Genomic DNA, 26920 nt, shown 5'->3' with positions numbered 1-26920 from the left:
TAGCTAAGTTTTCTTTTTGTATCATGCAGGTATCGAGCAAGATAACAAAAATCATAGGTTCAGAAGTGACTTACAAAGCATACCGAATACGCGTTAGAATAACGCCAAATTTTTGCCGCAAACCTGCTTCAAGGGATCTCACACCGCTATGCCCAATGTGCTGACTCAGCTCTTTTCACGCTTTCGCCGGGCGCCGCTCGCCATCAAAACAGGCATCTATCTGCTCCTCGGGTATGGCCTCTACGCCCTGTTGCTTGGTGGGCTCGCCCCCTGGGTGATAAAGTCACAAGCCCCAAAGCAACTGCAACAACTGCTCGGCCGTCAGGCGAGCCTGAACGATATCAGCATCAACCCTTTCCTTCTCAGAGTCCGCCTGGATAACTTCGCCCTGCAGGAGAGCGACCCACAGCAAGTCTTTGCATCTTTCAGCCAGCTTGAGTTGGAGCTGGCATTTTGGCGCTCGCTGACCCAAGGGGCCATCGCCATAGATCATATCTACCTCGTTGATCCGCAAGTGAATGTGCAAAGGCTTGCGTCAGAGAATGGCCAAGCTCAATTCAACTTCAGCGATATGCTTGCCCGCCTTGAAGCCAAGCAAACACCGCAAGCCGAGGCTACAGAAGACACCTCTGAACCGCCCAGAGTCATTGCCCGGGATATCCGGGTAACAGAGGGTAAGTTCGCTTATATGGATAAGGTCGCCAATACAGAGCTCAGTTACGACGAGCTTAATTTCAGCCTGCAAGCTTTGGATACCAAGGCTTATAGCCTCAGCTTGCCGGAAGACGAGAACGAACCGGTACTGGCGAAAGATGCCAACCGCTATGCCCTGTCGTTGACCGGCAGCGATAACGGACAATTGCAGACTCAGGGACAGTTTCAGCTGCAGCCTCTCGAAGTCACCGGTGAGCTGCAACTGGCCAAAGTTTCCCTGCTACCCTTCTGGCCGTTTGCCGATGCGCTTATTGCCGCTAAGCTCAGTGACGGTGAACTCAGCTTCCAAAGCCAGTACCAGTTGAAACAGCAACAAGACCAACTGCATTACAGTACCCACAAGGGCCGGTTTATTCTGGAAAATCTGCTCTTCTCCGACCAACAGCAAGCCAGAGTCAAGTTGCCGCTGTTGGCACTGGATAACATTCGGGTGGACGGCGACAACCAGAGTGTTGATATCGACGAACTGGCGCTGCAAGGTCTGTGGGCCGATGCCCGCCTGGATAAGCAAGGCCTGGATCTACAGCAGCTCTTTATGCCCGCCACAAATGCCAAGCCCGATGACACCGCGGCCAAGGCGCAAGTGGAACCAGCACTAGCCCAACCAGAGGCGGCAGATGAAACCGAGGCGCTAAATAAGGCCACAGCGCAAGAAAAAGCCACAGCGCATACAGCCGCAGAGCCAAACAAAGCCCAGGAGCAAGACAAACAGTGGCTGCTGACTATTGGCAAAATCAGTCTCAAACAGGCCGATCTCAACCTGTTTGAGCAGCAGCAAAGCAATGGTGTCCACTGGCGTGTCTACCCATTGGATATCACCACAGGTCCAGTGCGTTCCGATCTCGAAGGAAGCATAGACTACCAGTTGCAGCTGGCACTGAGTTCTGATGCCCAAACCCAGCCGGAAACCAGCCAAGGCCAGTTCAGCGCCACCGGCGCGATAGATGCCAAGGCATTCACTGTCAATGGCGAGCTGACGCTGACTGAGCTGGAGCTGCAACAGTTCCAGCCCTATCTGACGCCCTATCTCAATATGCAGCTTGAAAGCGGCAAGTTGAGCACTCAGGGCAAGTTCACTGCCAACGCCGAGGGGAAGGCCCATTTTCAGGGACAAGCCGGAATTGGCAAGCTGCTTATCAAGGATGGATTGGCATTTGAGCCTCTGCTGAAATGGCAGAATATGGCGATAGATGCGATGAGCTTTGATTCCGAAGCAAACAGCCTGAAAATCAGCAATATATTGCTGGAACAGCCATACGCCAAGGTGATGATCACCGAAGATCAGCGCACTAATATCGGCGAGCTGATCCGCGCCGAACCACCTGGTGATAACTCGGCGGCTCAGTCGCAGACAAAACAAAGCCAGGAAAACGAAGCGCCGCAGCAAACGGCCGCCAAGGAAAAAATCAACACCAAGGCCTCGACAGATAAGGCATTTAAACTGGATATCGGCAGCATTGCCATCAAAAACGGCTCGGCCTATTTTGCCGATAACTCCCTCACCCCTAACTTTGCTTCAGGTATCGAGGCGCTGGAAGGCAAGATAAGCCACCTGTCTTCTACCCCGGGAACCAAGGCCAGTGTCGATATCAAGGGCAAGATAGACAAGTATGCTCCAGTCACCCTAAGGGGAGAGGTGAATCCGCTGCTGGAGAAACCCTATCTGGATCTGGATTTGGTATTCAAGAGTGTCGAGTTGACCTCGGTGAATCCCTATTCGGGCACCTATGCCGGTTACTACATAGACAAAGGCCAGCTGTCTTTAGCGCTCAACTATCAACTGGAAGACAACCAGCTGAAGGGAGACAATCATCTGGTGATAGATCAGCTTAAGCTGGGTAAACCCAGTGATTCCGATCTGGCCACCAGTTTGCCGATTACCTTGGCTATCGCCCTTTTGCAGGACAGACATGGGGTGATAGATCTTGGCTTACAGGTTTCAGGAGATCTCGACAGCCCAAGTTTCAGCTTCGGCAGCATAGTGATGACCGCCATCACCAATGTCATCACCAAGGCGGTCACCGCCCCCTTCTCTTTGCTGGCCGGTCTGGTTGGCAGTGATGAAGAGCTGAACCTGGTCGCTTTCCAACCCGGTATAGCCACGCTGGACGCTGACGCCGAAGATAAGCTGAGCAAGCTGGCCAAGGCGCTGGATGACAGGCCCAAGCTGCAATTGAGCATTGAAGGCAGCGTGGCGCTGCGGGAAGACAGTGAGGCGCTGGCAGAGCAAAAACTGCAGCTGCAACTGCTCAAGGCCAGCAAGCTTGCAGCCCTGCCGGACGAGCTGAGCGCCAGTCGATTCCCTACCCAGGGTAAGCTGGCAGATGCCCTGGTGGAATTGTTCGAGCAACAGCTCAAACTGGATGCCGATGCGGAAAAAGACAAAGTGAAGCAAAAACTTGCCGAAAAGGCCGACGGTGAAAAAGTCGATGAAGATACCCTGCTCACCGTCTGGCATATGGGCCTTTACAACCAACTGCTCAGCGCTCAGGAGATCAGCAATAACGAGCTGGCTAATCTGGCTCAGGCCAGGGCCCAGGCCATCAAGGCCTTCCTGGTGGACAGAGCAGCCGTCGCCCCGGAAAGAGTCTTCCTGCTCGACAGCAAGACAGAGATGAAACAGGATGCATCTCAGGCGATTCTGTCACTGAATGCCGATTAAAACCTATTGAAATCACCATAGAAAGGCTCCTATGGGAGCCTTTTTCGTATTCATGACGGATTATTGAACTGGTAAAGTGTTGCAGGGCTGTTATTATCGCCGGCAATCAATTCAGCCAAAACCAATAACCACAAATGCCAATAAGTCTGCAACAGATAACCCGAGACAACTTTGAAATCGTAGGCCCCCAAGCCGGAGCAACGCGATCTGCTGGCCGATAATATGCTTTCCATCGCCGAAGCCCAGTTTTTTCCTTTCTATGTGCCCAAGGCGATTTACCTGGACGACACTCCGGTAGGCTTTTTGATGTATGAATCGCTTGCTGAAGAAGGCAAACCCAACGATTACAACATATTCCGCTTCATGGTGGCCGAAGGGTATCAGCAAAAAGGCATAGGCAGCCGCACGATGGCTCTGGTACTCGAGGAGATCCGCGCCCAGGAAAATGCGCAGCGGGTGCATATCTGCTATGCAGATGAAAACCAAACAGCAAGAGCGTTTTACGCCGGTTTCGGCTTTGTTGAGCAAGGGCCGGATCCGGAGGATGAAGATGAAATCATCGCTACCCTTGAACTCCAAGTCCGGGCTTGAGTTTCACCACCACTGAGTTAAACTGCCTGCCGTTTCAAGCTTATATAGAGGATGCTTATGTTTGTTATTCGTTGGATCCTGGGGCGGATTATTTTGCTGCTCAACTTTGTTTTTTCACCCAAGGGCCTTAAGCGGCAACCCGAGCAGCAGGCGGATATCGATGAACAATGTCGTAGCCTCAGCCTGTATCAGTATCCGGCCTGCCCTTTCTGCGTCAAGGTAAGACGAGCCATGAAACGCCAGAGCCTGAATATCACCACCCTGGATGCCAAGCAGGAGCCACACAAGAGTGCCCTGCAAAACGGGGGCGGCACCATGAAAGTTCCCTGTTTGAAAATAGAACAAGCCGGTGAAGTGACCTGGATGTATGAATCCAACGACATCATCAGCTATCTCAATCAGCGTTTCGGTTGATCAATCCCTTGCCTGCCGTGCCAATACGGCAGGCACAGCTTGTTCCAAGCTTTATTCCTGTGTATCGTCCCAACAGTAATTATTAATCAGGGACAGAGTAAATGGCAGCAGAGCAAAACCCACGCAACATAGAGTCAGTCTTGGCTCATCAAGAACAGACAATCCCTACGGAACTGGCCTCGGGAATGACGCCTCCACCACCCGTTGCAGAAGCAGCAAACAATGAATCCAGCTATCCCATCTATGTCGGTTTTTGGGAGCGACTGGCGGCAACCCTGCTGGACTCACTCATGTTGATGTGCATCACAGTGCCACTGACTCTGCTAGTCTTTGGCATTGATGCCATATTGGAGAACGATGCCCTAATCTTGGGCCCGCTCGATGTTGTGATCAACTACCTGTTGCCTTTCATCTTGATCATCTTGTTCTGGCATTATAAGTCGGCGACTCCGGGCAAGATGGTGCTAAGAGCCGTCATTGTTGATGCCGACACTTTGCAAAAGCCATCAACCGCCAGCCTGATAGTGCGCTATTTAGGCTATATCCCCTCTACTCTGGTACTCGGCCTTGGCTATCTCTGGGTGGCCTTCGATCCCCGGAAACAAAGCTGGCATGACAAACTCGCCGGCACCCTGGTGATCCGCGCCCCCAAAGACTAAAGTCGCACCTGTCAGTGACGCCAGAGATAGACCCGGTCCGAGTAGTCGTAGAGCCACTCGGGCCGGTAAACCACCAATAGAGTCACTGCCATACCGTTGAGTAAAGCCTCCGGGAATCCAAGCAGCGGAATAAGCAGCAGATAGTTATCCACCAGGTAAGTGGCACTGTAATCCGTGCTGGCCCAGAGATAAGTCGACCAAGCGAGAATATGGCTGACGACAGATAGCCCGGCATTGAGAAAACCTGCCACAAAAATGAACACAAACAAATGGTTGGGTAATTTATGATAACTCAAGCTGTGTACGGTCAATGCCAATAAAAGCGGCAGGCAGACAGCAAACAACATCATGGGGCCCAGCATCCAGGGCTGGTGATAGACAAACAGGCAAAAGAAGCTCACCGGCAGCAGCATCAATACGGACGCCAAGCGCCAGCCGAACATCAACATCAGGGTTACCAAGGCCAGAAAATGAGCGTGGATCCCCTCGGTAACACTGGCATTGAGTAGCCAAAGGCCATTAATGGCCAAGGTACTGAGCAGCGCCCGCCACTGCAAGCTCTTGTCCGCCAGCAGTTGTTGCCAGTCCCGTTTGGGCCAGATCCAGGCATACCAGCCAACGAGCAGAACCAAATAGAGGATATCCGTCAGCCCAGGTTGCCATTGCACCTTATCGAAAAGATGTTGAAGATACTCGAACATAACCTACCATCCGGTTATCAAACAAAGGCGGTAGAGGTCGATGCTGCGCTGACTTATCACGCCGTTAATGCAATTGTGCTTATTCTGCAGTAAGTTAACGATAATTTGTATCTCCAAAAAAATAATAAGGATAATCACCCCAGCTTATGCGTGCGCTTTTTCTGTTATTACTGCCACTGCTGCTTTGTAGTTGCAGCTCAAAACCCAGCATAGATCCGGCCGATTTTGCCGGTGCCATCAAAGACAGTTTCCAGACGGATATCAAGGCCGATGGCTTGAAGCTCTTTACCTATACGGCGCGGCTGATAACGCCCGATTCTGGCGGCAGTTACAGGATAAGTGTCCAGGCACCACGTACGGCAAAGGAGATGCGCCAACAACTGGCTATCAGAGAAGCCAGGCAAGCCGTGTTTGAACAGCAACTGCAGCTTGGACTCGATAACACCCTCAAAATGAATCAATACTGCCGTGAAGGTTTTTATGAACTCAGTCGTCTGCTGCAATCCGACAGAGGGGAGATCCGCGGTGAATGTCGGGATGGCGCCAGTGAGATGGACAGGAGTCGCTTCGGCAACAAGTAATTTTTTTGAAAATAAGCCTCAAATTTGCTAGTTTTGCCGCAGTTTCCCGCTTCAGGTGTATTTGAGATGGAACCCACAGGAATTATTCAGGAGATAGAAGAGTCGGTTAACCGCAGCAAGGTTAATCGTCAGTTGTTGTTGGCCACCAGTCTGTCGGCCGTGGTCGCCATGGCTTTATTGCTGTTTGGCGATCAATATGCGCACCTGTGGCAGGATGAAAGCGCACTGCAACTCAGCCTGTTCCGCCCCGGTTTTTTGTTGCTGATAGTCTCGGGGCTGATAGTGATCCCCACCAGCGTGGTAGAACTTATCAAGGCTGCCAAAACGCCGGATAGGCCACTGATGTTGGATATGGCCCTGCTCAGTATTGGGGTCGCGGTTTCCATGAGCTATATCGGTGTCTTCATGACCCTGTTCCTCTAAGTAGGCTCCAGTCATCGCGGTATTCAAACACCGACACTGAGACAGTTTGAGCTTGTTGCCCGGCCGCCGGCAGGCTAAAATGCCTGCCCTTTGCCCATCCAAGTGGGAAGTACCAGGAAATTTAGCATGAACAAGCGACAAAAACTGACCAAAAAACTGGCCAAGCGTGCCAAAGCCCGGGAAAACAAGAAAGAGATCCCCAACTCAGGCCCAGCCAAACAGGGTTACATCTCCAAGGCCGAGCGCGCCAAAATCGCTGCCGCCGAGCAAGCAGAAAACAATGCTGTTGAGCAGCCAGATAACGGCGCTACGGAAAGCGCTGCGGCCGCGACTTCCCAATCTGACACCCAATAAAACGTTTCCAGGCCCCCTCTTTAAACGCATGAGTCGTTCCCGGCATTAAGACCTCTCCCGCTGGGGCGAGGTAGCCTGGGCACTGGCTATCGGCTCCAGCTCTTCGGTCATCTGCCCCATCTGGGTACAGGAAGACGACAATGGACTGCTGGAGGCCATTGAGAGCTCCTCCTCATCAAGCCCGTCGGCCTCAAGACCTTGCTGGCGGCCATTGGCGGCCACTCTGGCAACCAAGCGGTAGGCGGTGATCACCGCCAATACACCAAAGAGCACTGAACCCAATGCCTGACCAATCAAGACTCCATATACCCCACCGAGCTCGGCTCCCAGATAAACAAATGGCAGCGTCCCGATAGTGGCCTTGCCCACATTGAAGGCGGTCGAATACTTGGCTTTACCCAGATTGTTGAACGAGGCGTTGGCCACAAACAGTGCGCCGTTGAACAGGAAAAACAGCGCCATATACTGGCAGAAGAAACGTACCAGCTCGGCAGAATCCCCGCGCATGTCGAATGCCAAAACCAAAGGCTCGCGCAGCAACCACAACAGCAGCGACATTCCAAGCACATAGGCGATACAGAATTGCAGCGCCCTTGTCAGGCATTCGCTGAGCCTGTCATAGGCCCTGGCGCCATAATTCTGCCCTATGATGGGCCCTATGGCGCCGGAAAGCGCAAAGATCATTCCAAAGGCCACAGGGGTCAAACGCCCAACGACGGCCCAGCCGGCGACGAAGCTGTCACCAAAGTCGGCAATCGCCCGGGTCACTACCGCATTGCCTATGGGGGTGGCCACATTGGTCAGCATGGCCGGCCCTGCGATGGCAAAAATGGCGCGCAGATCGCCGCGAAAGCTTGCAAGTTCGAAACGGCTCCAAAGGCCGTGTTTGATAAACACACCTCTTGCCGCGATCAGCAGCACACTGAGGCGCGCCAATACCGAGGCGGTAGCCGCGCCTTCTATGCCCATGGCAAACAGGAAAATAAAAATGGGGTCAAATACCGCATTGACCGCGCCGCCCGCCAGGGTCGATAGCATGGAGAGCCTGGCATCACCCACGGCGCGCAGGGCACTGCCAAGCGCCATCGCCAAACAGATGACCGGCAAGGAAGGCACCAGAATATACAGATAATCGGCGGCAAGCTCGGCGGTATGTCCCCTGGCGCCCACCAGCGCCAGCAGTTCAGGGATAAGAGCCGTCACCACTATCGCCATCAGACTGGATACCAGCAGAGTTACCATGGCGGCATTCAGCAGCAAGCGCTTGGCTCCTTCTGTGTCTCTGGCACCTACGGCGCGGGACACCAGTGCCCCCAGCGCAATCGACAGGCCGATACCTATGGAAGTGGTAAAGAAAGAGATGGTACCGGCATAGCCCACGGCGGCCGCCAACTCCAACTCTCCCAGCATGCTGAGGAAAAAAATGTCCAGCAGGTCGACCACAAACAGCGCCGAGATCCCAACGGCCGCGGTAGAGCTCATCACCAGAATGTGACGCAGTATATTGCCCTCAACAAACTTAGCCTGAGTGACGGCCTGAGTGGCTGTTTGAGTGACTGTCTTAGCAGATGATTGGTTGTTTGACACCCTAGTCCTTGTTTTCTTCCGGAGGTGGCTCCAGTTCACTGCCACAACGGTTACAGTAGAGAGCATGGTGATCATGCCCGGTTTTCAAGCAGTTGGCGCAGCGGCGCAGATCGCGGCTACGGCCCATCTCCTGGGAGATTTCAGCGGTGAGGATCCCCGTGGGAATGGCGATTATCGAATAACCCAAGAGCATGGTAAACGCCGCTATGGCCTGTCCGAGTTCTGTCTTGGGAGTGATATCACCGTACCCTACTGTGGTAATGGTCACTATGGTCCAATAGACAGACTTGGGGATCGAGCTGAAGCCATTGTCCGGGCCTTCGACCACATACATGATGGCGCTGAGCACCATAATGATAAGACTCACAGAGAAAAAGAAGATAAACACCTTGCGACTCGACTGCAGCATCGCCTTAAGCAGGAGGTTCCCTTCACTCAAGTATCTGAGCAGCTTGAGTACCCGAAAAATTCTGAACAGCCGCAGAATACGGATCACCAGGGTAAAATTGGCCCCGGGGAAGAACAGCGCCAGATAACTGGGCAGGATACTGAGCAGATCCACTACGCCATAAAAACTGCGGGCATAACTCAAGCGATTGCTGGAACAATAGAGCCGCAGCAGATATTCCAGAGTGAACACCAAGGTAAAGGCCCATTCCAGTGCCAGGATGATATGTCCGAAACGGGCATGGATATCGGCCACTGTATCGAGAAAAACCAGGGCAACACTGAGAATAATGCAGATGATCAAGCTGATATCAAACCAGCGGCCGGCGGGCGTTTCGGTACCAAAGATGATGATCCTGAGCTTACGCTTGAGTTCCGGCTCCGGCGGCGTATCTGTCATCTTATGTTGATTCATGCGCTAAGCTTTCCTTACTTTCCAACCAAACGGCACCTCAATCTTTACCCTTTCGAGTCTCACGCATTCGAGTTCGTGGCGCCGCGCCCAAAAGGCAGGGGCGTAAGTCTGCCACGCATTGGCGTGAGTGCCAAATATTCTCTGGCTGACGCTCCGCGACTCTCGGCAACAATCTTGTTCAAGGGCTTCAAGAGGGCCCCCTTTTTCAGTTATTATCCCGTCAAAATAACCATAATCAGAGCCAAGTGGTCATGGGCCCATCGTTTCGTCATATAGTTTATGCAATATTTCTGCTGGCGTTTGCCCAGTTGTACAGCCCCTTTGCCTCGGCACAGGTGGATTTGGTGCTGGTCAACAAGTCAGATTCACGTCTGAGCCTGATTAAGGCCGGTAAGGTAATCAAGGAATATCGCATCGCCATGGGGGATATGCCCAAGGGCCACAAATATCAGGAAGGCGATCAACGTACCCCTGAGGGGCGCTATCTGCTGGACTACAAAAAGGCCGACAGCGCCTTTTACCGCGCGATTCACATCTCCTACCCCAATGACGAGGACAGACTCAGGGCCAAGGCGCTTGGGGTCAGCCCGGGCGGCCAAATCATGATCCACGGCCAAAATCCCCGCTCTGGGTTAACTCCGGAAGAGGCGCAGCAGTTTAACTGGACCAACGGCTGTATCGCCCTCACCAATAAAGAGATGGATGAACTCTGGCAGTTGATTGAGCCGGGCACGCCAATAGAAATTTGGCCCTGAAACAGGAATCAGATATGCAAAACCTTCAATCTCTGTCGCAGTTGTTGGCAGACTGGCAAGCCTTTGCCGACAAAATCATGCCCCTGATTGAGCGCCTGGGACTCGAGCGTTTAGGCGAGTGCGATCACGCCGCGCTGCGGGTCAACTCTGTCGCCGCGGCAGAAAAGCTCAAGGCCGAGTTTGCTCAATGTGGTGAAATTATCTCGGAAAACATCATCAACGGCCGCCCTATCCTGATCATACGTCTGCAGAACCCCCTGCAACTGGGTCAATGGCAAATTCCCTGTATCGAGCTGCCCTTCCCCGGCGATAAACACTATCCCGAAGAGGGATGGGAACATCTGGAGCTGGTTTTGCCTGGTGGCGCCCAAAGCTGCGATGAACTGGCTGAGCAACTGCGTACTCTTTGCCCCCGGACCCAAGCCATACTCGATGGCGACACGGATATTAAACTCAAGGCCAGCAGCCCTAAAGGCGAAGCCGAACGTCTGGCCAACCCGACGTTGGCGTTCAAGGCCGGCGGTGTCTGCGTCAAGGTGCACCCTCACAGCATTCAGGCCATCATCGCCAGCGAGCAGTAAGCGGCTCTGATGCCGCTTTACCCTTGAACGACCCGGTTGCGCCCTTCAGCCTTGGCAACATAAAGAAAATGATCGGCTTTATCCTGCAGATCTTTACCCGAGCGACAACCAGCGGGGCCGGAAACCAGGCCAACGCTGATACTGAGGCGGATAGGTTGGCCGCTCTCATCATGGAAATCTTCATCGGCCACTTTGACCCGCAGCCGCTCCATCAGATTAACAGCCTGAGCCGGCGCGCAGTTTGGCAGCAAGATAGCAAACTCCTCACCACCAATTCTGGCAATGGCATCCGATTGGCGACACTGGGCCTGCATTAAGCCGGCCAGTTGCTTCAATACTTTGTCGCCGGTGGCATGACCAAAGCTGTCGTTGATTAACTTGAAATGATCCAGATCCAAAAGCGCCAGGCTGTAATCTTCACGATTGAGCCTGGCCTGCTTATCCACCAGCTCCAATTGCGGCTCGAATCCACGGCGATTGAGTAACCCTGTCAGCGGATCGCGAAAGGCCACCTGCTGCCAGGCTTCCCTGTGCTGCTCGGATAGGCGCAACTGGCGATTTTGCAGGGCAATCCCCAGTAAAACCAGCGCATTGGCAAAACAAAACGCGGCCAGTTCCGCCGTTTCTGCCGAATACAATCCGGCATCAAAGGGCCCCAGCCCCTTGGCGCTGCCACAGATAACGACAATGAAGGCACTACTGCTGAGGCTGCAAGTCAGCAGGAAACTGCCCTCAAATGCCTGCATCACCAACACAGGCAACAGCAGATACAAGACCCAGGGTTGATTGCCAAATGCCAGAGTGAAAATGAGTACTAAAGCCAGGATCGACAACAAAGATGCCCGGATTTGCCGTTGGCTGATAAAAAACCGCTCAGACCACCCCAGATACACCTGATAAACCAAGACTATCCCCAGGGCATCAGCCAAAAACAGCATCACCACCATAGTTGGCCAGTAACTCTTGTCGATATAACCGCCCCAAACAAGATTTGCCGCCAGCAGGATACTGGACAACGCCACAGGAATAACGCAAGCGTAGATCCCAAAACCCAGTAACTCCCTGGCTCTTTGCAACCCCATGGGCAGAGCCCAACGCAGCATTCTGGCGGCCAAAAGTGGCATCAGGGCATCAATTGCGGCGGAGACCCAGGTGTGCAGCAAGGTTTGGCTCAGATGACCGTTATTGAGCCCGGGAAGATTGGCCAGAAAGGAGGCGAGAAACAAAGGGACTATGGCGACGGCGCCAAAACGCAAGCACAGAATAAGCCCTATCCCAGAAGGTAACCATAGAAGGGTTATATTGCTCGGCTGCAATACCAAAGTGGCCATGCCCAGTCGGCCGCTGAGATAGCAGACCAAACCTCCGAGCAAAAGCAGCAGCCATTCGTCGCGCCCCCAACGTCTCAAATCAGTCACTTATTCTTCCGGCTATATTCATAGAATGAGTATAGCCAACCCCTTCTAAGCCTGTGGCTGACAAAGAAAAAAACAACGCCGCCTGGGGTTAAGTCCGGCGGCGTATGACATCGAGTGTGAGTCAGTCAAAGTAAATCGCTACTTTTTCGCGTCACTCTTGGCTTGCTGTAATACCTGACTCATTGGCGGCACTAAAGTGGTAGGATCCAGACGCACCTGATACCAGTTCACCCGCCAATCCAGATGTGGCCCTGTGGCTCGTCCTGTCGCCCCCACTTCGGCCACCGCCTGGCCCTGTTTCACCTCATCGCCCTCTTTGACATAGAGCTTGCTTAAGTGCAAAAAGCTGGAGCTGACGCCATAGCCGTGATCGATAATCATGGTGCCGCCGGAATAGAACATGTCCGGTACCGACAGGCTGATAACGCCATCGGCCGGTGCCACCACCACAGTGCCGGTTTTCGCAGCCACATCCACACCATAATGCGGTGTGCCTGGCTTGCCGTTGTAGACCCTTTGGCTGCCATAAACCCCTGAAATTCGCCCTGTCAGCGGCCAGATAAAGTCGTCGGCAAACGACTGCTGGGTACTGAAATGACTGCGGGCCGCCTTGACCTGAGCGCTGTCTTTGGCGGCGCGCTCCTGGGCCTTGGGATCCGGCTTCATGATTTTCTTGCTGATCCCTTCAACATACTGAATGCGATAATCCCGCTTGTCGAGTTTGAGGCTACGGCTCTCACTGCTGCCATCCGGGTAACTGAGTGTCAGCGTTTGCTCGAGCGCGGCCTCACGCTCAAAACCAAAGGCAAACCGGCCATCAGGCGTCAGTGTGATGCTCTCGCCATTGAGCTGTACCTCAGTACCCGGCTCTGTTCTGGCTCTGATCAGGGCCCCCTGCTCAAACTTGCCCTGAAACTGCACCCGTGATGACTCGGGTTTGATGTTGGGCTGAGGCTCAGACTTGGATTCGGCCTGCAGCATAGGACTCACAACCAAAGTGCCCAGCAGCATCAGCGGCAGCGCCTTAAAAGATGGGATTGGCATCTTGCTGTTATTGAACTTCACTCTTGCTCCTCTTTATCTTTACGCCCCATAGACCCCAAGGTGCGGTCTATTTGCGGATGCCTCTAGATGCTTTTAGGTTGGCTTTATTCCTGGCCCTGCTCAGGCCAGGCAGTATCTATCAGTCACCCTGATGCTGCGCCGATGCGATGGCGCCCTTACCTATACCCTCGAAGGCTACCACTTTAAAATGTTTGCCCGGCTCAAAGCCCGCCATGCTGTCGGCCATAAAATGAGCCAGCAATTCGACCGTAGTGTCGTGGGGGATCAAATCACAGCAGTCTCTTGGCATCGCCAACTGGAAATCCCCCTGCGGCGCCTGGTATCTGAAGCCAATATGGCTCTTGTCATCTATCTTGGTTTGGGGTGACAGCTCAAGCTCGCTGACACCAACCACATCTTCTTCACTGCCAAGGTAGATATCTTTCCAACGTTTGGCCCAGTATTCATCCCATTTGGGCGCGGCGATACCATCGGCAAACACATTGACAGGACTGCGGTGGCCGTGAGCGATACGCTGGCAGTTACCGTCGTGCTTACGCAAGCCGTGACTGTAATGGTAATAGGGCGTTTCCAGCACCTCGTTGCGAAGTGTCAGGCTGATACCCTGAACATTGTCCGGCAAGGCATCTGTCAGCGCCTTGTGCAAAAACAGGTTAACGCTGTCAAAATCGATAATCTCGCTGGGGATAAGGGCGAAAGCCTGCGCCGGGCAAGCCAGGTGAATGCTGCCGCGCAGACTATGGAAGTCCATCCACACCTTGTCGCCCTGCTGTTGCCAGCGTACCTGGCTACAGGCGGTGGGCACCAATAAACGGTGATCGGCCACATCATCTATGGTTTGCTTTATGGTGCGTTTGACCTTGGAAAAGTCGAGCAACATGTTTTGCTCATCCAGGCCACCGTCGAGCAGCACATCGACTATCCAACTTTCGCCTACCATGCCGCGAAACGGGCACAGGTAAGAAAAATCAACCACAGTTAAATCTTTGACAAATAATTGCATTCTCGCTCCCAGGCAGATAAACAGTCCACCCATGTGTTATCGGCCGGCCGATATTGGCACCGATTGAACCGATACCGGCTAGGGTATCGGCACTTGACGTATCTTTCGCAAAAAGTCTGTGATCTTGTCCAAAAGCTCCACAGCTTTTTGCTTGAGTTTCCGGTATTATACGCAAGTCACTGCCAATATTAATAACGCTAATCAGGTATCCTATGAAAACCCTCATCTGCAACGCCCAATTGGTTAATGAAGGAACAATCCGTACTCAGGATCTGCTGATCGACAACGGCCGCATCAGCCAGATTGCCCCCCAGATCACGGCTCCGGCAGGGGCTCAGGTCATAGATGCTCAGGGTAAACACCTGCTGCCGGGGATGATCGACGATCAGGTGCATTTCCGTGAGCCGGGTTTCCCCAATAAGGGCACCATCGCCAGTGAATCCCGCGCCGCCGTGGCCGGGGGTATCACAAGCTTTATGGAAATGCCCAATGTTAACCCGCAAACCACCAATCTGCAGGCGCTGGAAGACAAGTATACCCGCGCGTCTCAAAGTTCATTGGCCAACTTTGCTTTCTATCTCGGCGCCACCAACGATAACCTGGAAGAGATTAAACGTCTCGATCCCAACCAGGCCTGTGGTGTAAAAATCTTTATGGGCGCCTCTACCGGCAATATGTTGGTGGATAACAGTGCCACTCTTGACGGCATCTTCGCCAACTCTCCTGTGGTCATTGCCACTCACTGTGAAGACAGCCCCACCATAGCCGCCAATGAAGCCGCCATGCGTGAAAAATACGGCGATGCCATACCTATGGAGCTGCACGGCGAAATCCGCTCCCGTGAAGCCTGCCTCAAGTCATCTCAACTGGCGACCGAACTGGCCATCCGTCACAAGGCACGCCTGCATGTACTGCATTTAACCACCGCCGACGAACTCTATCTGTTTGAGCCGGCCAAGCAACTGGCACAACTCAAGGGTGCCAACATTACCGCCGAAGTCTGTGTACACCATCTTTCGTTCAACGACAGTGACTACGCCCGCCTCGGCAGCCAGATAAAGTGTAACCCGGCCATCAAGACCCTTGCCGATCAACAGGCACTGATAGATGCCGTCAATCGCGACATCATTGACATTATCGCCACAGATCACGCGCCGCACACCTGGGAAGAGAAGCAAGCCGACAGCTATTTCAAGGCGCCGTCCGGTTTGCCGCTGGTGCAACATGCACTGCTCGGCCTGCTGGATCTGCATGCCAAGGGGCACTTCAGTTTGGAAAAAATCGTCCAAAAGACCAGCCATGCGGTGGCCGAGCGCTTTGAACTCAAAGACAGGGGCTATCTGCGCGAAGGCTATCTGGCGGATCTGGTACTGGTGGATCTCAACAAGCCTTTCGAGGCCACGCTGGAAAACACCCGCTATCACTGCGGTTGGTCGCCCTTTACCGGCCACAAGTTTGCCGCATCTATCAGTGGTACCTGGGTCAATGGTAACCAACTGTTTGACGGCAGTCGCTTTATCGACAATACCTTGGGCCAACGCCTCACTTTTAGTCGCACTTAATCGCAGTTAATCGCTAAACCAAGGGCTCCGTTGAAGGAGCCCTTTTTACATAGACACAAGTATGCGTGATGCTGGTCAATATCTTGTTTATTTCAAGTCAATGCATAATGAATTCGGTAAACTGAAGCTATGCCAGTTGCTATCTTTTCCGGAATTTAAGGCCTTAACATAGCAAGTTCATGATTTTTATTATTTTCTAAGATAATCGAACATGCTGGGCAACCTTATTTTTAAGTAAGGTCACAAGAGCAGGATCCATCCGCTGGTAATTGTCAGGAATATCCAGACACACAAGCTTCTTGCCTTTCAGAAGCTCCTTAAACTTCTTTGCGACCTTAATCTTGTGAGACTTTTCCATGACAAAGATAAAGTCAGCCCATTGAATAAGATCGCCACTTACCACAGTTTCGGCATTAGGGAAGGTGCGAACAAGTCCCATGCGTGCTCTGCGTCGGCTTACGGGCCTGGATGCAAGGCGTGATTCGCAGCAAATGGCCCTAGTCCTTTGCAAGAAGCACAACACAGCAGGCAGGTCTGTAAGCCACGCCCTTAGGGGCTTTCACAGCAACCGGCTCTCTGCGTTATCCGACTTCGACAGGCCCCGGCATGCCTTCAGTCAGATGCCTTGAACGCCAATTGCTGTGTAAGCCAGAGTGCCGCGAGGACTTATTCACACCTTCCTTTGTACCGGCTCCAATCGCGTAACCCCCCTCAAATGCCGAGAAAACCTCTTCTCCGGTAGGGCTTCGCAAGCGATTCTCACTGCATACAAAAAGTAGATTCATGGTTAATTTATTTTCTCAGTCTGCATACCAGTTAACAGCGGCTTATGGTCTAAACATAGCCTTACATCTGTTCCTATCTGCTATAGGTTTATTGCTAACGGGATTAACGCTCGTTTCCTAATTTCAATGAGTTAGCCTATAAAAAACGGTTCTAAAAGTCTATTCCGCCAGTTATGCGGCAATGCGACTAAAACCTAAGTTTGACAAGCATTTTGCCCCAGTATCCGCCCCCTACGGCACCGGCGGCAACGCATAGCATACAAAACCAGCGCCAATCCCCCTTATCAACCAAGCAGTGCTTCTCTTGCCCCGTCGCTCCGTGGTTTAATAACTTCCGCTGTAACCGAGTCTGGGTCGCCCGGACAGGCAGAGGAAGGTACAAGCAAGTCCCGGATATGCTTGGCTTAAAAGCCGGAGTCCTTGGCAACAGACCGATGAGTCTATAAACCATGCCCTTCCCTGCAGATGGCAAATTCAACACACTCTTGATTAAAAGGAATTCCCGTGTCCGTACGTTTTCGGGTTGAACCCCGCCATTGGTTGATCCTCGCCGCGTTGGCCATTGCTGCCTACGCCTGTTATCTATTGGTCGCTCCCTATCTGGGGGCAATACTGCTGGGATTTATCGTCTCCTTGCTGTTTTTGCCTGTGCACAAGCGCATAGAAGCGAAACTCCCCAAACATCCCAACCTGAGTGCATTGCTTTCCTGCATCTTGTTGACGGTGATCATCTTGATCCCCTTGCTGTTCATGCTGATTTCCGTGATTGAACAGGGCGTCAACTCCGCCACCCATGCCTATCAATGGCTGACCCATGGTGGTGCCAAGGAGCTGTTGGAACATCCTTGGGTACAGTCGGCACTGGCGCTGGCCAATAAATGGCTGCCGTTTGACAGCATAGAGCCGCAGGAGATATTGCAAAAAGCCACCGCAGCGCTTACGGAGCTCAGCACCCGTCTGGTTGGTTTGAGCACGGCATTGCTCGGCAATATCACAGGTTTCTTTGTCAATTTCTCCCTGATGTTGTTCGTACTGTTTTTCTTCCTCAGGGACAACGAACAGATTATTGCCAGTCTCAGACACGTGATCCCCCTGTCCCGCAGTCAGGAAGACAAAATTCTCGATGAGGTGGAAAAAGTCGCCAAGTCGGCGGTACTCGGCTCATTCCTGACCGCCTTGGCACAGGGTTTTGCCGGTGGTATTGCCATGGCCATAGTCGGCCTGCCGGGATTGTTCCTCGGCTCCATGATGGCATTCGCCTCTTTTATTCCTGTGGTGGGTACCGCACTTATCTGGGTGCCAGCAGCGCTCTATCTGGCATTGACCGGAGACTGGGGCTGGGGGCTGTTCCTTTGCGCCTGGGGCATATTGGTGGTTGGCTCCATTGACAACTTCCTGAGGCCGATTCTGATGCAGGGATCTGCCGGAATGAGCACCCTGTTAATTTTCTTCTCTTTGCTGGGTGGCTTGCAGCTATTTGGTCTAATCGGTCTGATTTACGGCCCGATCATCTTTGCCGTTACCTTGGTGCTGTTCCGTCTCTATGAAGAGGAATTTCATGAGTTTTTGCAGCAGCAGGACCAAGCCTGAGTCTGCCGCCTGAAGCTTAAAGAGCCCCACATCTGCGGGGCTCTTTGGCACTGATTTTAAGACTGCGTTCTTAAAGCCAATTGCATCTATCAACTGAACGCCAGGAAGGGCGAGATACACAGCAAGATACCAGTGGCGATAATCACATACAGGCCAACGCCCTTGTATTTGTGCAGCGAAGGTACCCGGTAAACCAAATAGGCAGGGATCAGACAGCCCACCAAACCAAATACCGGGCTGCAGATGGAGGTGAAACTCAGCACAGGGGCATTCAGCACAATCGCACCCCAGGACAGCAGTATGGTGAATACCATGATGCCATACCCCACCAGCTTGGCGTTGATCTTCTCCTTGGGCATAACCCGCTGCAGTAGGTTCATGGTGATCCCCTGGCACGCCTCCCGAAAACCCAGATACACCCCGAAGTAAGCCGTCATCACGGCAAAGATGTTCAGCGTCAGGCTCAGGAGTTTCAGCGTCTGGCCAGGCATACCTTGAGCCACCATGGCCAAGGCAGAGATATTTTCCTGCTCGGCCCTCACAGCTTGCTCATGGCCCATCGCCAGAGTGAAAGAAACGGCGTAGAAGAACACGGTAACAAACAGCACACCAAAGGCAATATTCATGGCTCGCATCGCCTTGAAGCGCGCCACTTCAATCGACTTCTCCCGCGATCGATAAGAGATCACCATGGGGCTGAGACTCTGGATAAACAGAATGGAAGTCAAGGTAAAGGGCAACATCACCACGGCATCACGGATCCAATGAGTCGTAGTGGGCACTGCACCGACATTATTGATATCCCACTTGTCGACCATCATTAAGCCGAGCAGCGCCACCACACCCAACTTGGTGAGCACCATAAGGGTAGAAATCTTGAACAACAGGTTTTCGCCGCGGGAGGCCAATGCGACCAGAAGACAAATAAGCCCCAGACCATAGAAGGGGTTTTCAGACAGCAGGCTCTTGGTGGCTCCAAAACTCTGCAGGAAAGAGGCACTGTCATTGGTGATCGCCGTCGAGTAGACAAACACCCAGATGACCAACATGACAAAGTAGAGTGCGCCGAGAAATATGCCCCAGTTTTTCCCCAGATAGCCACTGATCACACTGGGATAATCCTGACATTCGCGGGACTCGGCCAGGGTATTGATAAACAACTTCTGAAACATGTACATGGCCGGATAACCCACCACGGCAGACAAAAGAAACACCCATAATCCCATTAACCCCACCTGCACAGGCAAAAATACTATGCCCGCGCCTATGGCCATGCCGATGGACATGATGATCCAGCCCCAGTCAGTACTGTCGAATCGGGTCGCTTCCTTCCAGGCCTGCGTGTCTTCCCGAGTAATTGTTGCGCCCCACTCTGATGTCAAAGTGTCAGTTTTCATATAACAACCTTAGTTATTGTTGGATACCCAACATGTTATTTTTTGCAAATATATTTGAACCAACTGACAGCAGCAACCAGATTTTTGCAACTTTTGCTGATGCCGAGAATTTAACCACAAAACCGCCAACTTATAAGATCAACGTCACACTAAAAGCAATTACAGCCCACCTTTTTATAAAATAAATTTGCAAGAAGAAGCCTATTTGCAAATAATTGTGCAGACAAAATCTCTTGTTACTCAAATATATTTGCAAGGAATATCATGAAAAAGACTATCAATGCAGACAAAGCCCCCGCAGCCATAGGCCCCTATTCTCATGCAGCCGCTTATGGTGAGCTGCTTTTCACCTCAGGCCAGCTGCCAGTCTGCCGTGAACAAGGTGCTTTGGTCGAAGGTGGGATCAGTGAACAGTCCCGCCAATCACTTTTGAATCTGCAATATGTGCTTGAAGCCGCCAACAGTGGTCTGCAAAACGTGCTCAAAACCACCTGTTATCTATCCGACATCAATGACTTTGCCGCCTTCAACGAAGTCTACAAGACCTTCTTCAAGCAAGACTGCCCTGCCCGCAGCTGTTTTGCGGTGAAAGATCTGCCCATGGGCGCCTTGGTGGAAGTCGAAGCCATTGCCCATATCAATCCTTAAACCAGACTCGGTGGAACCTAGTGATGAAACCACAGTGGCAACAATATATAGATATCCTTAATCAAGTTGTGCGTCCCGCGCTGGGCTGCACCGAGCCTATCGCGGCGGCTTATGCCGCGGCCGTTGCAGCCGAAACCTTGGGCGCCAAGCCTTTGAGCCTGGAAGTTCAGGTTTCGGATAACCTCTACAAAAACTCCATGGGAGTATTTGTTCCCGGCACAGGCAAGATTGGCCTGGCCATTGCCGCAGCTGCAGGAGCCCTGGGGGGCGATGCCAATGCCGGCCTTGAAGTGCTGGCAAATATCAACCCGGCACAAGTGGCCGAGGCTCAGGCACTTATTGATGCCGGTAAGGTCAAGGTATGCCGCATTCAGGCCGATGAGTTCATTTACTGCGCTGTGACAGCTGCCAACGACAAGCACCAGGCCAAAATCGTTATCAGTGGCAGCCATACCCGGATTGCCGAGAAATGGCTCGACGGCCAACAATTGTATCGGGCCGAAGCCTCTGCCAAGGGCAGTACCGCTTCGGTATGCGACGGGGTCGATATCAGCATCGCCTCAATATATGAGTTTGCCACCGGGATAGATGTTAACCGGATCAGATTTATTCTGGCGGCATCGGATCTGAATTCCCGTTTGTCCGACGAAGGCATGAATTCGGCCTATGGCCTGGAGGTGGGCAGAACGCTGAAGAAAAACATAGATACCGGCTTGCTGAGTGATGACCTGCTCAACTCCATAGTCATGTATACGGCCGCGGCTTCTGATGCCCGCATGGGTGGCGCCACCCTGCCGGCCATGAGCAATTTTGGCAGTGGCAACCAGGGGATAGCCGCCACTGTGCCTGTGGTTGTAACGGCCAAGAAGTTCAACTGCAGTGAAGAGCAGCTGGCCCGGGCACTCATCATGAGCCACTTGGGCGCGATTTATATCAAGTCCCACTATCCGCCACTGTCAGCTTTTTGCGGCAATACAGTGACCAGTGCCGCCGCTGCCATGGCCATGGTTTATCTCGCCGGAGGCAGTTTTGAGCAAGGTTGCTACGCCATTCAGAACGTTATCAGTGACAGTGCCGGCATGGTTTGTGACGGCGCCAAAGCCTCCTGCGCCATGAAGGTCAGTACCTCATCAAGCACGGCAGTCAGGGCGTTTTTGATGGCACTCAATCAGCATGCCGTATCGACTCAGGGCATAGTCGCCGCCGATGTCGAACAAACAATCAAGAATCTGGGACAGATGATCTGTGATGGAATGGTGTCGACCGACAGTACCATTATCAGTATTATGTCTGCCTAATCTCCGACGCCCGGCAATTGCCGGGCCATCGCAAGAGGATAGCTGTGAAACTTCATAAGTTGACCCCCAAAGATATGGACATACTCAACGCCATGGGAAATGTGGTCGATGGTATAGCCACCATGTATGGGCAACACACAGAAGTGGTTTTGCACAGTCTGGACCGAGACCACCCTTCAATCATCAAAATAGCCAATGGCCATGTCACCGGCCGCAGTGTCGGCGCTCCCATTACCAATCTGGCATTGGAAAAGCTCAAGAGCGGCCACGATATTTCCGAGGCCTATCTCAGCCAGAGCAGCAACGGCAAGACCTTGAAATCCATCACTACGGTTATTCGCAACGAAAAGCAGATGGCCATAGGCCTTTTGTGTATCAATACGGATATGGATGCGCCCTTGATGTCTGTACTGCGCTCCATGCTGCCGCAGCAATGTCCGCTCACAGAGAGCAGTGGCACATCGGAAGTCTTTGCCCGTAATATCGAAGAAGCGCTGCACAGCACCATAGACAAGGTCAACCAGGAAGTACGCCACAGTGAACTGATCCCGCCATCGAAAAAGAGCCGTGAAATAGTGACTCGCCTCTTCGATGCCGGTATTTTTGAGCTCAAAGACAGTGCCCAAGTGGCCGCCAAGCGCCTGGATATTTCTGTGCACACCATTTACCGCTACCTGAGGGAATTAAAAGCCCCACAGGAGTAACATTGACAATGGGCGGGATCATCGGCGTTAGATGACAATGCCATGGAAGAAGTGAGACCAAGGAGCCGGAATGCCAAATCACAGACTCATACCCTTCGGTGATAACATCTGGATAGTTGCAGGCAAGACAGTGCCTTTCTTTGGCCTGCCTTACAGTACCCGGATGACAGTGGTCAGGCTTGATGATGGCACGCTTTGGCTCCACTCCCCCATTGAGCTCAGCCGCGAACTGCTCGAGGAGGTCAAGGCCCTCGGTGAAGTCAGCTATCTGCTGGCGCCCAACTCATTGCACCATCTGTTTATCAAAGACTGGCAGCAAGCCTTTCCCAACGCCCTAAGCTACGCGACCGAAGAACTGGCAAAAAAACGCAGCGATCTGCATTTCGACCAACTGCTGCTCAGCGAATTGGCAGACTCGCAACACAATGCCCCTTGGCTTGACGAGCTGGACTTCTGCCTGTTTCAGGGCAGCCCTGTGATGCAGGAGGCTGTATTCTTTCATCGCCACAGCCGCACGCTGATCCTGACCGACTTGATTGAGAACTTTCAGCCCGAGTGCTTCAAAGCCTGGCAAAGACCGCTGGCACGCATCAGCGGCATACTGGCCCCTAACGGCAAGACACCTCTGGATTGGCGCCTGAGCTTCAGCTTTGGCAAGCCTCAGGCCCGAAAGGCCCTGGCGACTATACTTGGCTGGCGAGCGGAGAAACTCATCATAGCCCACGGCGAATGTCAGTCCCGGGATGCCGACCGCTTTATCCGCCGTTCATTCTCCTGGCTTGGGAACCTTGACCATTAACAGGCACAGTAATATAAACCAGCAAGACTGCTGACTTCGCTGCTTACCCAAAGACGATAAAAAAGACAGATACAAAAAACAGGCACAAAAAAGCCCAATCATAAGATTGGGCTTTTTTGTTTTGAATGTGGTCGGTATGAGAGGATTCGAACCTCCGACCCCTGACACCCCATGACAGTGCGCTACCAGGCTGCGCTACATACCGATATTTGTCTTGAGCGGCTGGCGCAGTGTGCCGTCTCAACGAGGCAGAACTTTATCAACAGTCGCGAGGCTGTGCAAGCTCCATCTGAGGATTTTTAGTTTAACTGCCTAGTTTGTGGTCTGTTTTTTCTCTATCGTACAGTCTTTAATCCACAGCGCTTAATGGTTGTACAAACGCCGCCCTTCACGCATCACTTCGATAAGTTCCGGGGCACTCATCTTCTTGTCCAGGCGGTTCTGATAAGCCTTGTCATAGATACGATATTGACCGTGACGGTCAATCACAGTGATCTCCGACTGCTGATAGATGGCAAAAATTCTGGCATCACCGACATAGACCCAAGTGAGACTGTCCGGTTGCAGCAAATGACGACCGGCACTGTAATCTGTGGCCGGATTGCTGCACCCCAGCACCTGGCTCATCAAGGTTGGCACCAAACCATAGTGGCTGGTGCGGTATTTAGCCTGGGCGTGGCCGCCGACGGGCCAATGGATCACCAGAGGCACATTGACATTGGCCGGTGACAGGTCGCGCCTGGCTTCATCGGCATTACTGGTGAACACCTTGCCATTGACACCTGTGATAATCACCAGGGTATTTTCCGGCATAGCAGACAAGAGTTGCTCCAGCTGTTTGTCGATAAAGTTCAACGATTGCCGATATTGATTGAACAACACCTTCTGCGCCGGCTTGAGGGCACTGTCGGGTTTTACCGTCTGCACACCGAGGAAACCTACCGGGGTATCATAGTCTTCCGGTGATTTGAGGTTCAGCAGTGCAAACCAAGGAGCTTGTTGCTGGGCCCGCCACTGCTTGAAACTGTCGATATTTTGAATATCGGCCATGGCACTGCCACCCTCATCTTCGGCAATATGAGCGTCGAAGTCGCGGAAAATTGCCTGGGGCCGCGCCTCTGCATAATTGCTTCTGCTGGTAAACAGCCCCAGATTATAACCCTGCTGCTTGAGGCTCTGCCCCAGCAAGGGGCTGGTGTAATTGAGTTCCACCGCGTCCATATAACTGCCCTGCAGCCCATAAAGCAGGGAAAACATGCCGCTGCGGTAGGTATTGCCACCGCTGAGGTGATTCATAAACTCATGGTTTTGTTTGCTGTAGCGGCTGAAAAACGGCATGGTCTGCTCGTCGGCCATATCGGCCCTGAGGCTGTCGATGGCAATAAGCAGCACATTGGGATGTTCTTCGGCGCTGCAGGTCAGCGGCGCTCTTGGGTATTTAAAGCTGGTTTCGGTATCCACCTTCAAGCTGCTGGAACCATCGATACCGTGATTTTCCATGAAGGTGCGCGCCGTTGCCGGATAGGATAACGGGTAGGCATCATCGAAACGGGTAATTTCAGTGACATCGGCGGCATCGGCCCAGATATGAATAAGATGGCTACTGACAAAGCAAACCCCGATAAAGGCCACCACCTTGTTGCCATAATTGCGCTTTTGAATTTTCTCAATCCGCTTCCAGATAAAGTTGGCGGCGGTCAACTCCAGAGCGAGGATCCCAAGGGGGGTGACGATATAGGAAGTGCCATGCAGCAGACTGTTGAGGTCGGCCCAGGCCAAATCGACTGCGAAGGGACTCAAATGCATACCATAGTCGTCATAGACTATGGTGTCATAAAGCATGATACACAGGCCAAGGGTGGCCACCACTGCCGCGTATCCCCGAAGGATACGCGAGTAAGGCAACAGCAGAGTAACGGGAAACAGCAACACCAGATAGACAATAAACGCCAGGAAGCTGAAATGGCCTATGGTACTGACGCCAAGGTAACCCCAACCAATCCAGGTTTCCGGGTAGCCGACACTTTCCAGATATCGACTGCCGACTATCATGGCCAAAAAGCCATTGAAGAAGGCAAACCAGTGCCCCCAATTGATTAGGCGTGAAACCCTATCCTTGCCCAACTGCTTTGTTCGCTCGACCATATGGATCCGCTTTTTGTAAGTTGCCTGTGTATCTTACATTGATTGCTATTATGTGCTTTTTGACTTACAACGCCACTATTTAGCGCATTTCAGTTGTTACAAGTCAACGCAGGGATTGTGTCAATGCCTTGGCAAATTGTTCCGCCACCTGCTGACGGGCTTCCTTGGGCACCTTGGTCGATAACAGATGCGAAGCCGCATTCCCCAGCGCCATCAGGCCAAGATCGGTCGGAGCCTGGTGTTTTTCCAGCACAGCCAGCAATTCGGCGATCAGGGATTCAACTTGAGCATTGGTATATTTTGATTGGATAGCCATAAATAAAAAATGATTCACTCAGATTAGGATTAGCGGCATATAATAGCGGATTTACAACAGAGTATCACTATCGGGGCTTATGAGTATTCACGTCGAACAAGCGATTATTCACGCAATCACCCAAAACGGCGAAGGCCAGCTCAGCTGCCGTCTGCGCCCTCAACCACTGCTGAACAGCCAGGCTGTTGAGACCATGCTTGATGAGCTGCACCAAAGCTATTCCAGCAAAGCGGGAAAAGGCTTTGGTTATTTTGGCGTCCCCGGTGATGATGGCGAAGCCAACCCCGCCTTCAAGGAAGCACTCAAGTCTTATCGCGATGGGCAGCAAGGCTTTGTAGAATTCTCAGCCACTGCCGGCAAACTGCTGCAGGAAGAACTCTCCAAGTATGACTTCAGCCAGGGCGGATTTTTGCTGCTGGCCTGCTATACCTTTATGGCCAGCGACTACCTGTTTGTGGCACTGCTGAATGCCAAGTCGTCAATGACGGTGCTGGATGATATGGAGCTGTCGCAAAACGACCATCTGGATCTGAATAATATCCAGTTGGCGGCCCGAATCGATCTCACCGAGTGGCAAGCCGACAGTGAGTCACGCAAATATATCTCCTTTATCCGCGGCAGAGCCGGTCGCAAGGTGGCCGACTTCTTCCTCGACTTTATGGGCTGCGTCGAAGGGGTTAACCCCAAGCAGCAGAGCAAGACCCTGATGCAGGCGGTGGAAGACTTTGTCGGTGGCGGTGAACTGACCAAAGAAGAGCGTCAAACCTGCCGCGACCGGGTGTTTGAATACTGCACCTCCCAGGTCGACAACGGCAGTGAAGTCATGCTCAAGGATCTGGCCGATGAACTGGCAGAATCCGGCATGGATTCCTTCTATGACTTTGCCGTGGGCGGTGATTACGGTTTGGAAGAGGAGTTTCCGGCCGATAAATCCACCCTGAGGCAGTTGAAGAAATTCTCCGGCACCGGCGGCGGCCTGACCCTGAGCTTTGACAGCTCACATCTGGGCGAACGGGTCATCTACGACCCTATCTCGGATACCATTTTAATCAAAGGCGTGCCCGCCAACTTAAAAGATCAACTGGACCGGCGCCTCAAGGGCGAATAAGGCTGTCAAACACATCAAGGCGCTTTCATTGTTCAAGGGCGCCTTGATGCTTTTTCCGGCCGCTATCTTCAGCTATTCATCTTTATTGGCTTGCCCTGTTTGACCACCCAACCATCCCTTTTTATGCAAAACCGCCACCACAGCGAACCTTGGCGAGTACCGATTCGAAACAGGTATTGGATAGCGCTCAAGACAAAT

At 52.6% G+C, this 26920-nt stretch carries 26 protein-coding genes and 1 tRNA gene; 16 read left to right on the top strand and 11 right to left on the bottom strand.

Features of this window, described 5'->3' with window-relative positions:
- Positions 1–148: 148 nt before the first annotated feature.
- The 4 genes from HCX89_RS21560 (at position 149) to HCX89_RS21545 (ending at position 5040) form a co-directional block, all read left to right on the top strand.
- Positions 149–3376 (top strand): DUF748 domain-containing protein, encoded by a 3228-nt coding sequence (locus tag HCX89_RS21560; RefSeq protein WP_167717445.1) that lies wholly within the window; start codon positions 149–151, stop codon positions 3374–3376.
- A gap of 222 nt (positions 3377–3598) precedes the next feature.
- A complete protein-coding gene (locus tag HCX89_RS21555; RefSeq protein WP_083390366.1) occupies positions 3599–3967 on the top strand; it encodes an N-acetyltransferase in 369 nt (122 codons plus the stop codon).
- 57 nt (positions 3968–4024) lie between these two features.
- Positions 4025–4381 carry a glutathione S-transferase N-terminal domain-containing protein gene (locus HCX89_RS21550; protein WP_025889405.1) on the top strand — a complete coding sequence of 119 codons (357 nt, stop codon included), beginning with the start codon at positions 4025–4027 and terminating at the stop codon, positions 4379–4381.
- Between the two features lie 101 nt (positions 4382–4482).
- Complete coding sequence (locus tag HCX89_RS21545; protein ID WP_254428411.1) at positions 4483–5040, top strand: RDD family protein; 558 nt, start codon at positions 4483–4485, stop codon at positions 5038–5040.
- A gap of 11 nt (positions 5041–5051) precedes the next feature.
- Here HCX89_RS21545 and HCX89_RS21540 read toward each other — a convergent pair whose 3' ends face one another.
- Positions 5052–5741, bottom strand: a complete 690-nt coding sequence (locus HCX89_RS21540; protein WP_167717443.1) for an energy-coupling factor ABC transporter permease — start codon at positions 5739–5741, stop codon at positions 5052–5054.
- 146 nt (positions 5742–5887) lie between these two features.
- Between HCX89_RS21540 and HCX89_RS21535 the strand changes: the two genes are divergently transcribed.
- From HCX89_RS21535 to HCX89_RS21525, 3 genes are all read left to right on the top strand, one after another.
- On the top strand, positions 5888–6322 hold the full coding sequence (locus tag HCX89_RS21535) for a hypothetical protein (RefSeq protein ID WP_101059366.1): 435 nt from the start codon (positions 5888–5890) through the stop codon (positions 6320–6322).
- Positions 6323–6388: 66 nt separating this feature from the next.
- Positions 6389–6745: a hypothetical protein gene (locus tag HCX89_RS21530; RefSeq protein WP_144221411.1), complete on the top strand. Its 357-nt coding sequence runs from the start codon at positions 6389–6391 to the stop codon at positions 6743–6745.
- A 126-nt stretch (positions 6746–6871) separates the two neighbouring features.
- Positions 6872–7099, top strand: a complete 228-nt coding sequence (locus HCX89_RS21525; protein WP_025011444.1) for a DUF2986 domain-containing protein — start codon at positions 6872–6874, stop codon at positions 7097–7099.
- A gap of 45 nt (positions 7100–7144) precedes the next feature.
- Here the strand turns inward: HCX89_RS21525 and HCX89_RS21520 are convergent, their stop codons facing one another.
- On the bottom strand, positions 7145–8581 hold the full coding sequence (locus tag HCX89_RS21520) for an MATE family efflux transporter (RefSeq protein ID WP_232786041.1): 1437 nt from the start codon (positions 8579–8581) through the stop codon (positions 7145–7147).
- Positions 8582–8687: 106 nt separating this feature from the next.
- Complete coding sequence (locus HCX89_RS21515) at positions 8688–9548, bottom strand: ion transporter (protein ID WP_025011446.1); 861 nt, start codon at positions 9546–9548, stop codon at positions 8688–8690.
- Positions 9549–9799: 251 nt separating this feature from the next.
- Between HCX89_RS21515 and HCX89_RS21510 the strand changes: the two genes are divergently transcribed.
- Together HCX89_RS21510 and HCX89_RS21505 are read left to right on the top strand one after the other, a co-directional pair.
- Positions 9800–10303, top strand: a complete 504-nt coding sequence (locus tag HCX89_RS21510; protein WP_025011447.1) for a murein L,D-transpeptidase family protein — start codon at positions 9800–9802, stop codon at positions 10301–10303.
- A 14-nt stretch (positions 10304–10317) separates the two neighbouring features.
- Positions 10318–10884, top strand: a complete 567-nt coding sequence (locus HCX89_RS21505; RefSeq protein ID WP_144135981.1) for a VOC family protein — start codon at positions 10318–10320, stop codon at positions 10882–10884.
- A 17-nt stretch (positions 10885–10901) separates the two neighbouring features.
- On the opposite strand, the gene HCX89_RS21500 is transcribed toward HCX89_RS21505, so the two are convergent.
- From HCX89_RS21500 to HCX89_RS21490, 3 genes are all read right to left on the bottom strand, one after another.
- Positions 10902–12302, bottom strand: coding sequence for a diguanylate cyclase (locus HCX89_RS21500; protein WP_167717442.1), 1401 nt, complete (start codon positions 12300–12302; stop codon positions 10902–10904).
- 138 nt (positions 12303–12440) lie between these two features.
- A complete protein-coding gene (locus tag HCX89_RS21495; RefSeq protein ID WP_139190849.1) occupies positions 12441–13283 on the bottom strand; it encodes a M23 family metallopeptidase in 843 nt (280 codons plus the stop codon).
- Between the two features lie 202 nt (positions 13284–13485).
- Positions 13486–14370 carry a 6-carboxytetrahydropterin synthase gene (locus HCX89_RS21490; RefSeq protein WP_167717439.1) on the bottom strand — a complete coding sequence of 295 codons (885 nt, stop codon included), beginning with the start codon at positions 14368–14370 and terminating at the stop codon, positions 13486–13488.
- A gap of 212 nt (positions 14371–14582) precedes the next feature.
- On the opposite strand from HCX89_RS21490, the gene HCX89_RS21485 reads away from it, so the two are divergent.
- Positions 14583–15932 (top strand): dihydroorotase, encoded by a 1350-nt coding sequence (locus HCX89_RS21485; RefSeq protein WP_028781667.1) that lies wholly within the window; start codon positions 14583–14585, stop codon positions 15930–15932.
- A gap of 196 nt (positions 15933–16128) precedes the next feature.
- Here HCX89_RS21485 and HCX89_RS21480 read toward each other — a convergent pair whose 3' ends face one another.
- Entirely contained in the window at positions 16129–16371 is a 243-nt protein-coding gene (locus tag HCX89_RS21480) for a hypothetical protein (RefSeq protein WP_223828836.1), read from the bottom strand.
- Between the two features lie 850 nt (positions 16372–17221).
- On the opposite strand from HCX89_RS21480, the gene HCX89_RS21475 reads away from it, so the two are divergent.
- On the top strand, positions 17222–18307 hold the full coding sequence (locus tag HCX89_RS21475; RefSeq protein WP_107004957.1) for an AI-2E family transporter: 1086 nt from the start codon (positions 17222–17224) through the stop codon (positions 18305–18307).
- 89 nt (positions 18308–18396) lie between these two features.
- Here HCX89_RS21475 and HCX89_RS21470 read toward each other — a convergent pair whose 3' ends face one another.
- Entirely contained in the window at positions 18397–19704 is a 1308-nt protein-coding gene (locus tag HCX89_RS21470) for an amino acid permease (RefSeq protein ID WP_025889728.1), read from the bottom strand.
- A 264-nt stretch (positions 19705–19968) separates the two neighbouring features.
- Between HCX89_RS21470 and HCX89_RS21465 the strand changes: the two genes are divergently transcribed.
- The 4 genes from HCX89_RS21465 to HCX89_RS21450 all read left to right on the top strand — a co-directional run bounded on the left by HCX89_RS21465 (position 19969) and on the right by HCX89_RS21450 (position 23153).
- Positions 19969–20352, top strand: coding sequence for a RidA family protein (locus HCX89_RS21465; RefSeq protein ID WP_028781671.1), 384 nt, complete (start codon positions 19969–19971; stop codon positions 20350–20352).
- 23 nt (positions 20353–20375) lie between these two features.
- Positions 20376–21650 (top strand): serine dehydratase subunit alpha family protein, encoded by a 1275-nt coding sequence (locus HCX89_RS21460; RefSeq protein ID WP_096141813.1) that lies wholly within the window; start codon positions 20376–20378, stop codon positions 21648–21650.
- 44 nt (positions 21651–21694) lie between these two features.
- Complete coding sequence (locus HCX89_RS21455; RefSeq protein WP_025011455.1) at positions 21695–22354, top strand: transcriptional regulator; 660 nt, start codon at positions 21695–21697, stop codon at positions 22352–22354.
- A 70-nt stretch (positions 22355–22424) separates the two neighbouring features.
- On the top strand, positions 22425–23153 hold the full coding sequence (locus HCX89_RS21450; RefSeq protein ID WP_167717437.1) for a DUF4336 domain-containing protein: 729 nt from the start codon (positions 22425–22427) through the stop codon (positions 23151–23153).
- 128 nt (positions 23154–23281) lie between these two features.
- Here HCX89_RS21450 and HCX89_RS21445 read toward each other — a convergent pair.
- The 3 genes from HCX89_RS21445 to HCX89_RS21435 all read right to left on the bottom strand — a co-directional run bounded on the left by HCX89_RS21445 (position 23282) and on the right by HCX89_RS21435 (position 25614).
- Positions 23282–23358: transfer RNA gene (locus tag HCX89_RS21445), tRNA-Pro, on the bottom strand.
- A gap of 158 nt (positions 23359–23516) precedes the next feature.
- Positions 23517–25298: a DUF3413 domain-containing protein gene (locus HCX89_RS21440; protein WP_025889703.1), complete on the bottom strand. Its 1782-nt coding sequence runs from the start codon at positions 25296–25298 to the stop codon at positions 23517–23519.
- 103 nt (positions 25299–25401) lie between these two features.
- A complete protein-coding gene (locus tag HCX89_RS21435; protein ID WP_025011457.1) occupies positions 25402–25614 on the bottom strand; it encodes a YejL family protein in 213 nt (70 codons plus the stop codon).
- 79 nt (positions 25615–25693) lie between these two features.
- Here HCX89_RS21435 and yejK point away from each other — a divergent pair, with 79 nt between their 5' ends.
- On the top strand, positions 25694–26722 hold the full coding sequence (gene yejK, locus HCX89_RS21430) for a nucleoid-associated protein YejK (RefSeq protein WP_025011458.1): 1029 nt from the start codon (positions 25694–25696) through the stop codon (positions 26720–26722).
- The last annotated feature ends 198 nt before the right edge of the window (positions 26723–26920 follow it).

It is taken from the genome of Shewanella sp. Iso12 (assembly GCF_012030025.1).
GTDB classification, from domain to species: domain Bacteria; phylum Pseudomonadota; class Gammaproteobacteria; order Enterobacterales; family Shewanellaceae; genus Shewanella; species Shewanella algae.
This window is presented reverse-complemented; position numbering and strand designations above follow the sequence as displayed.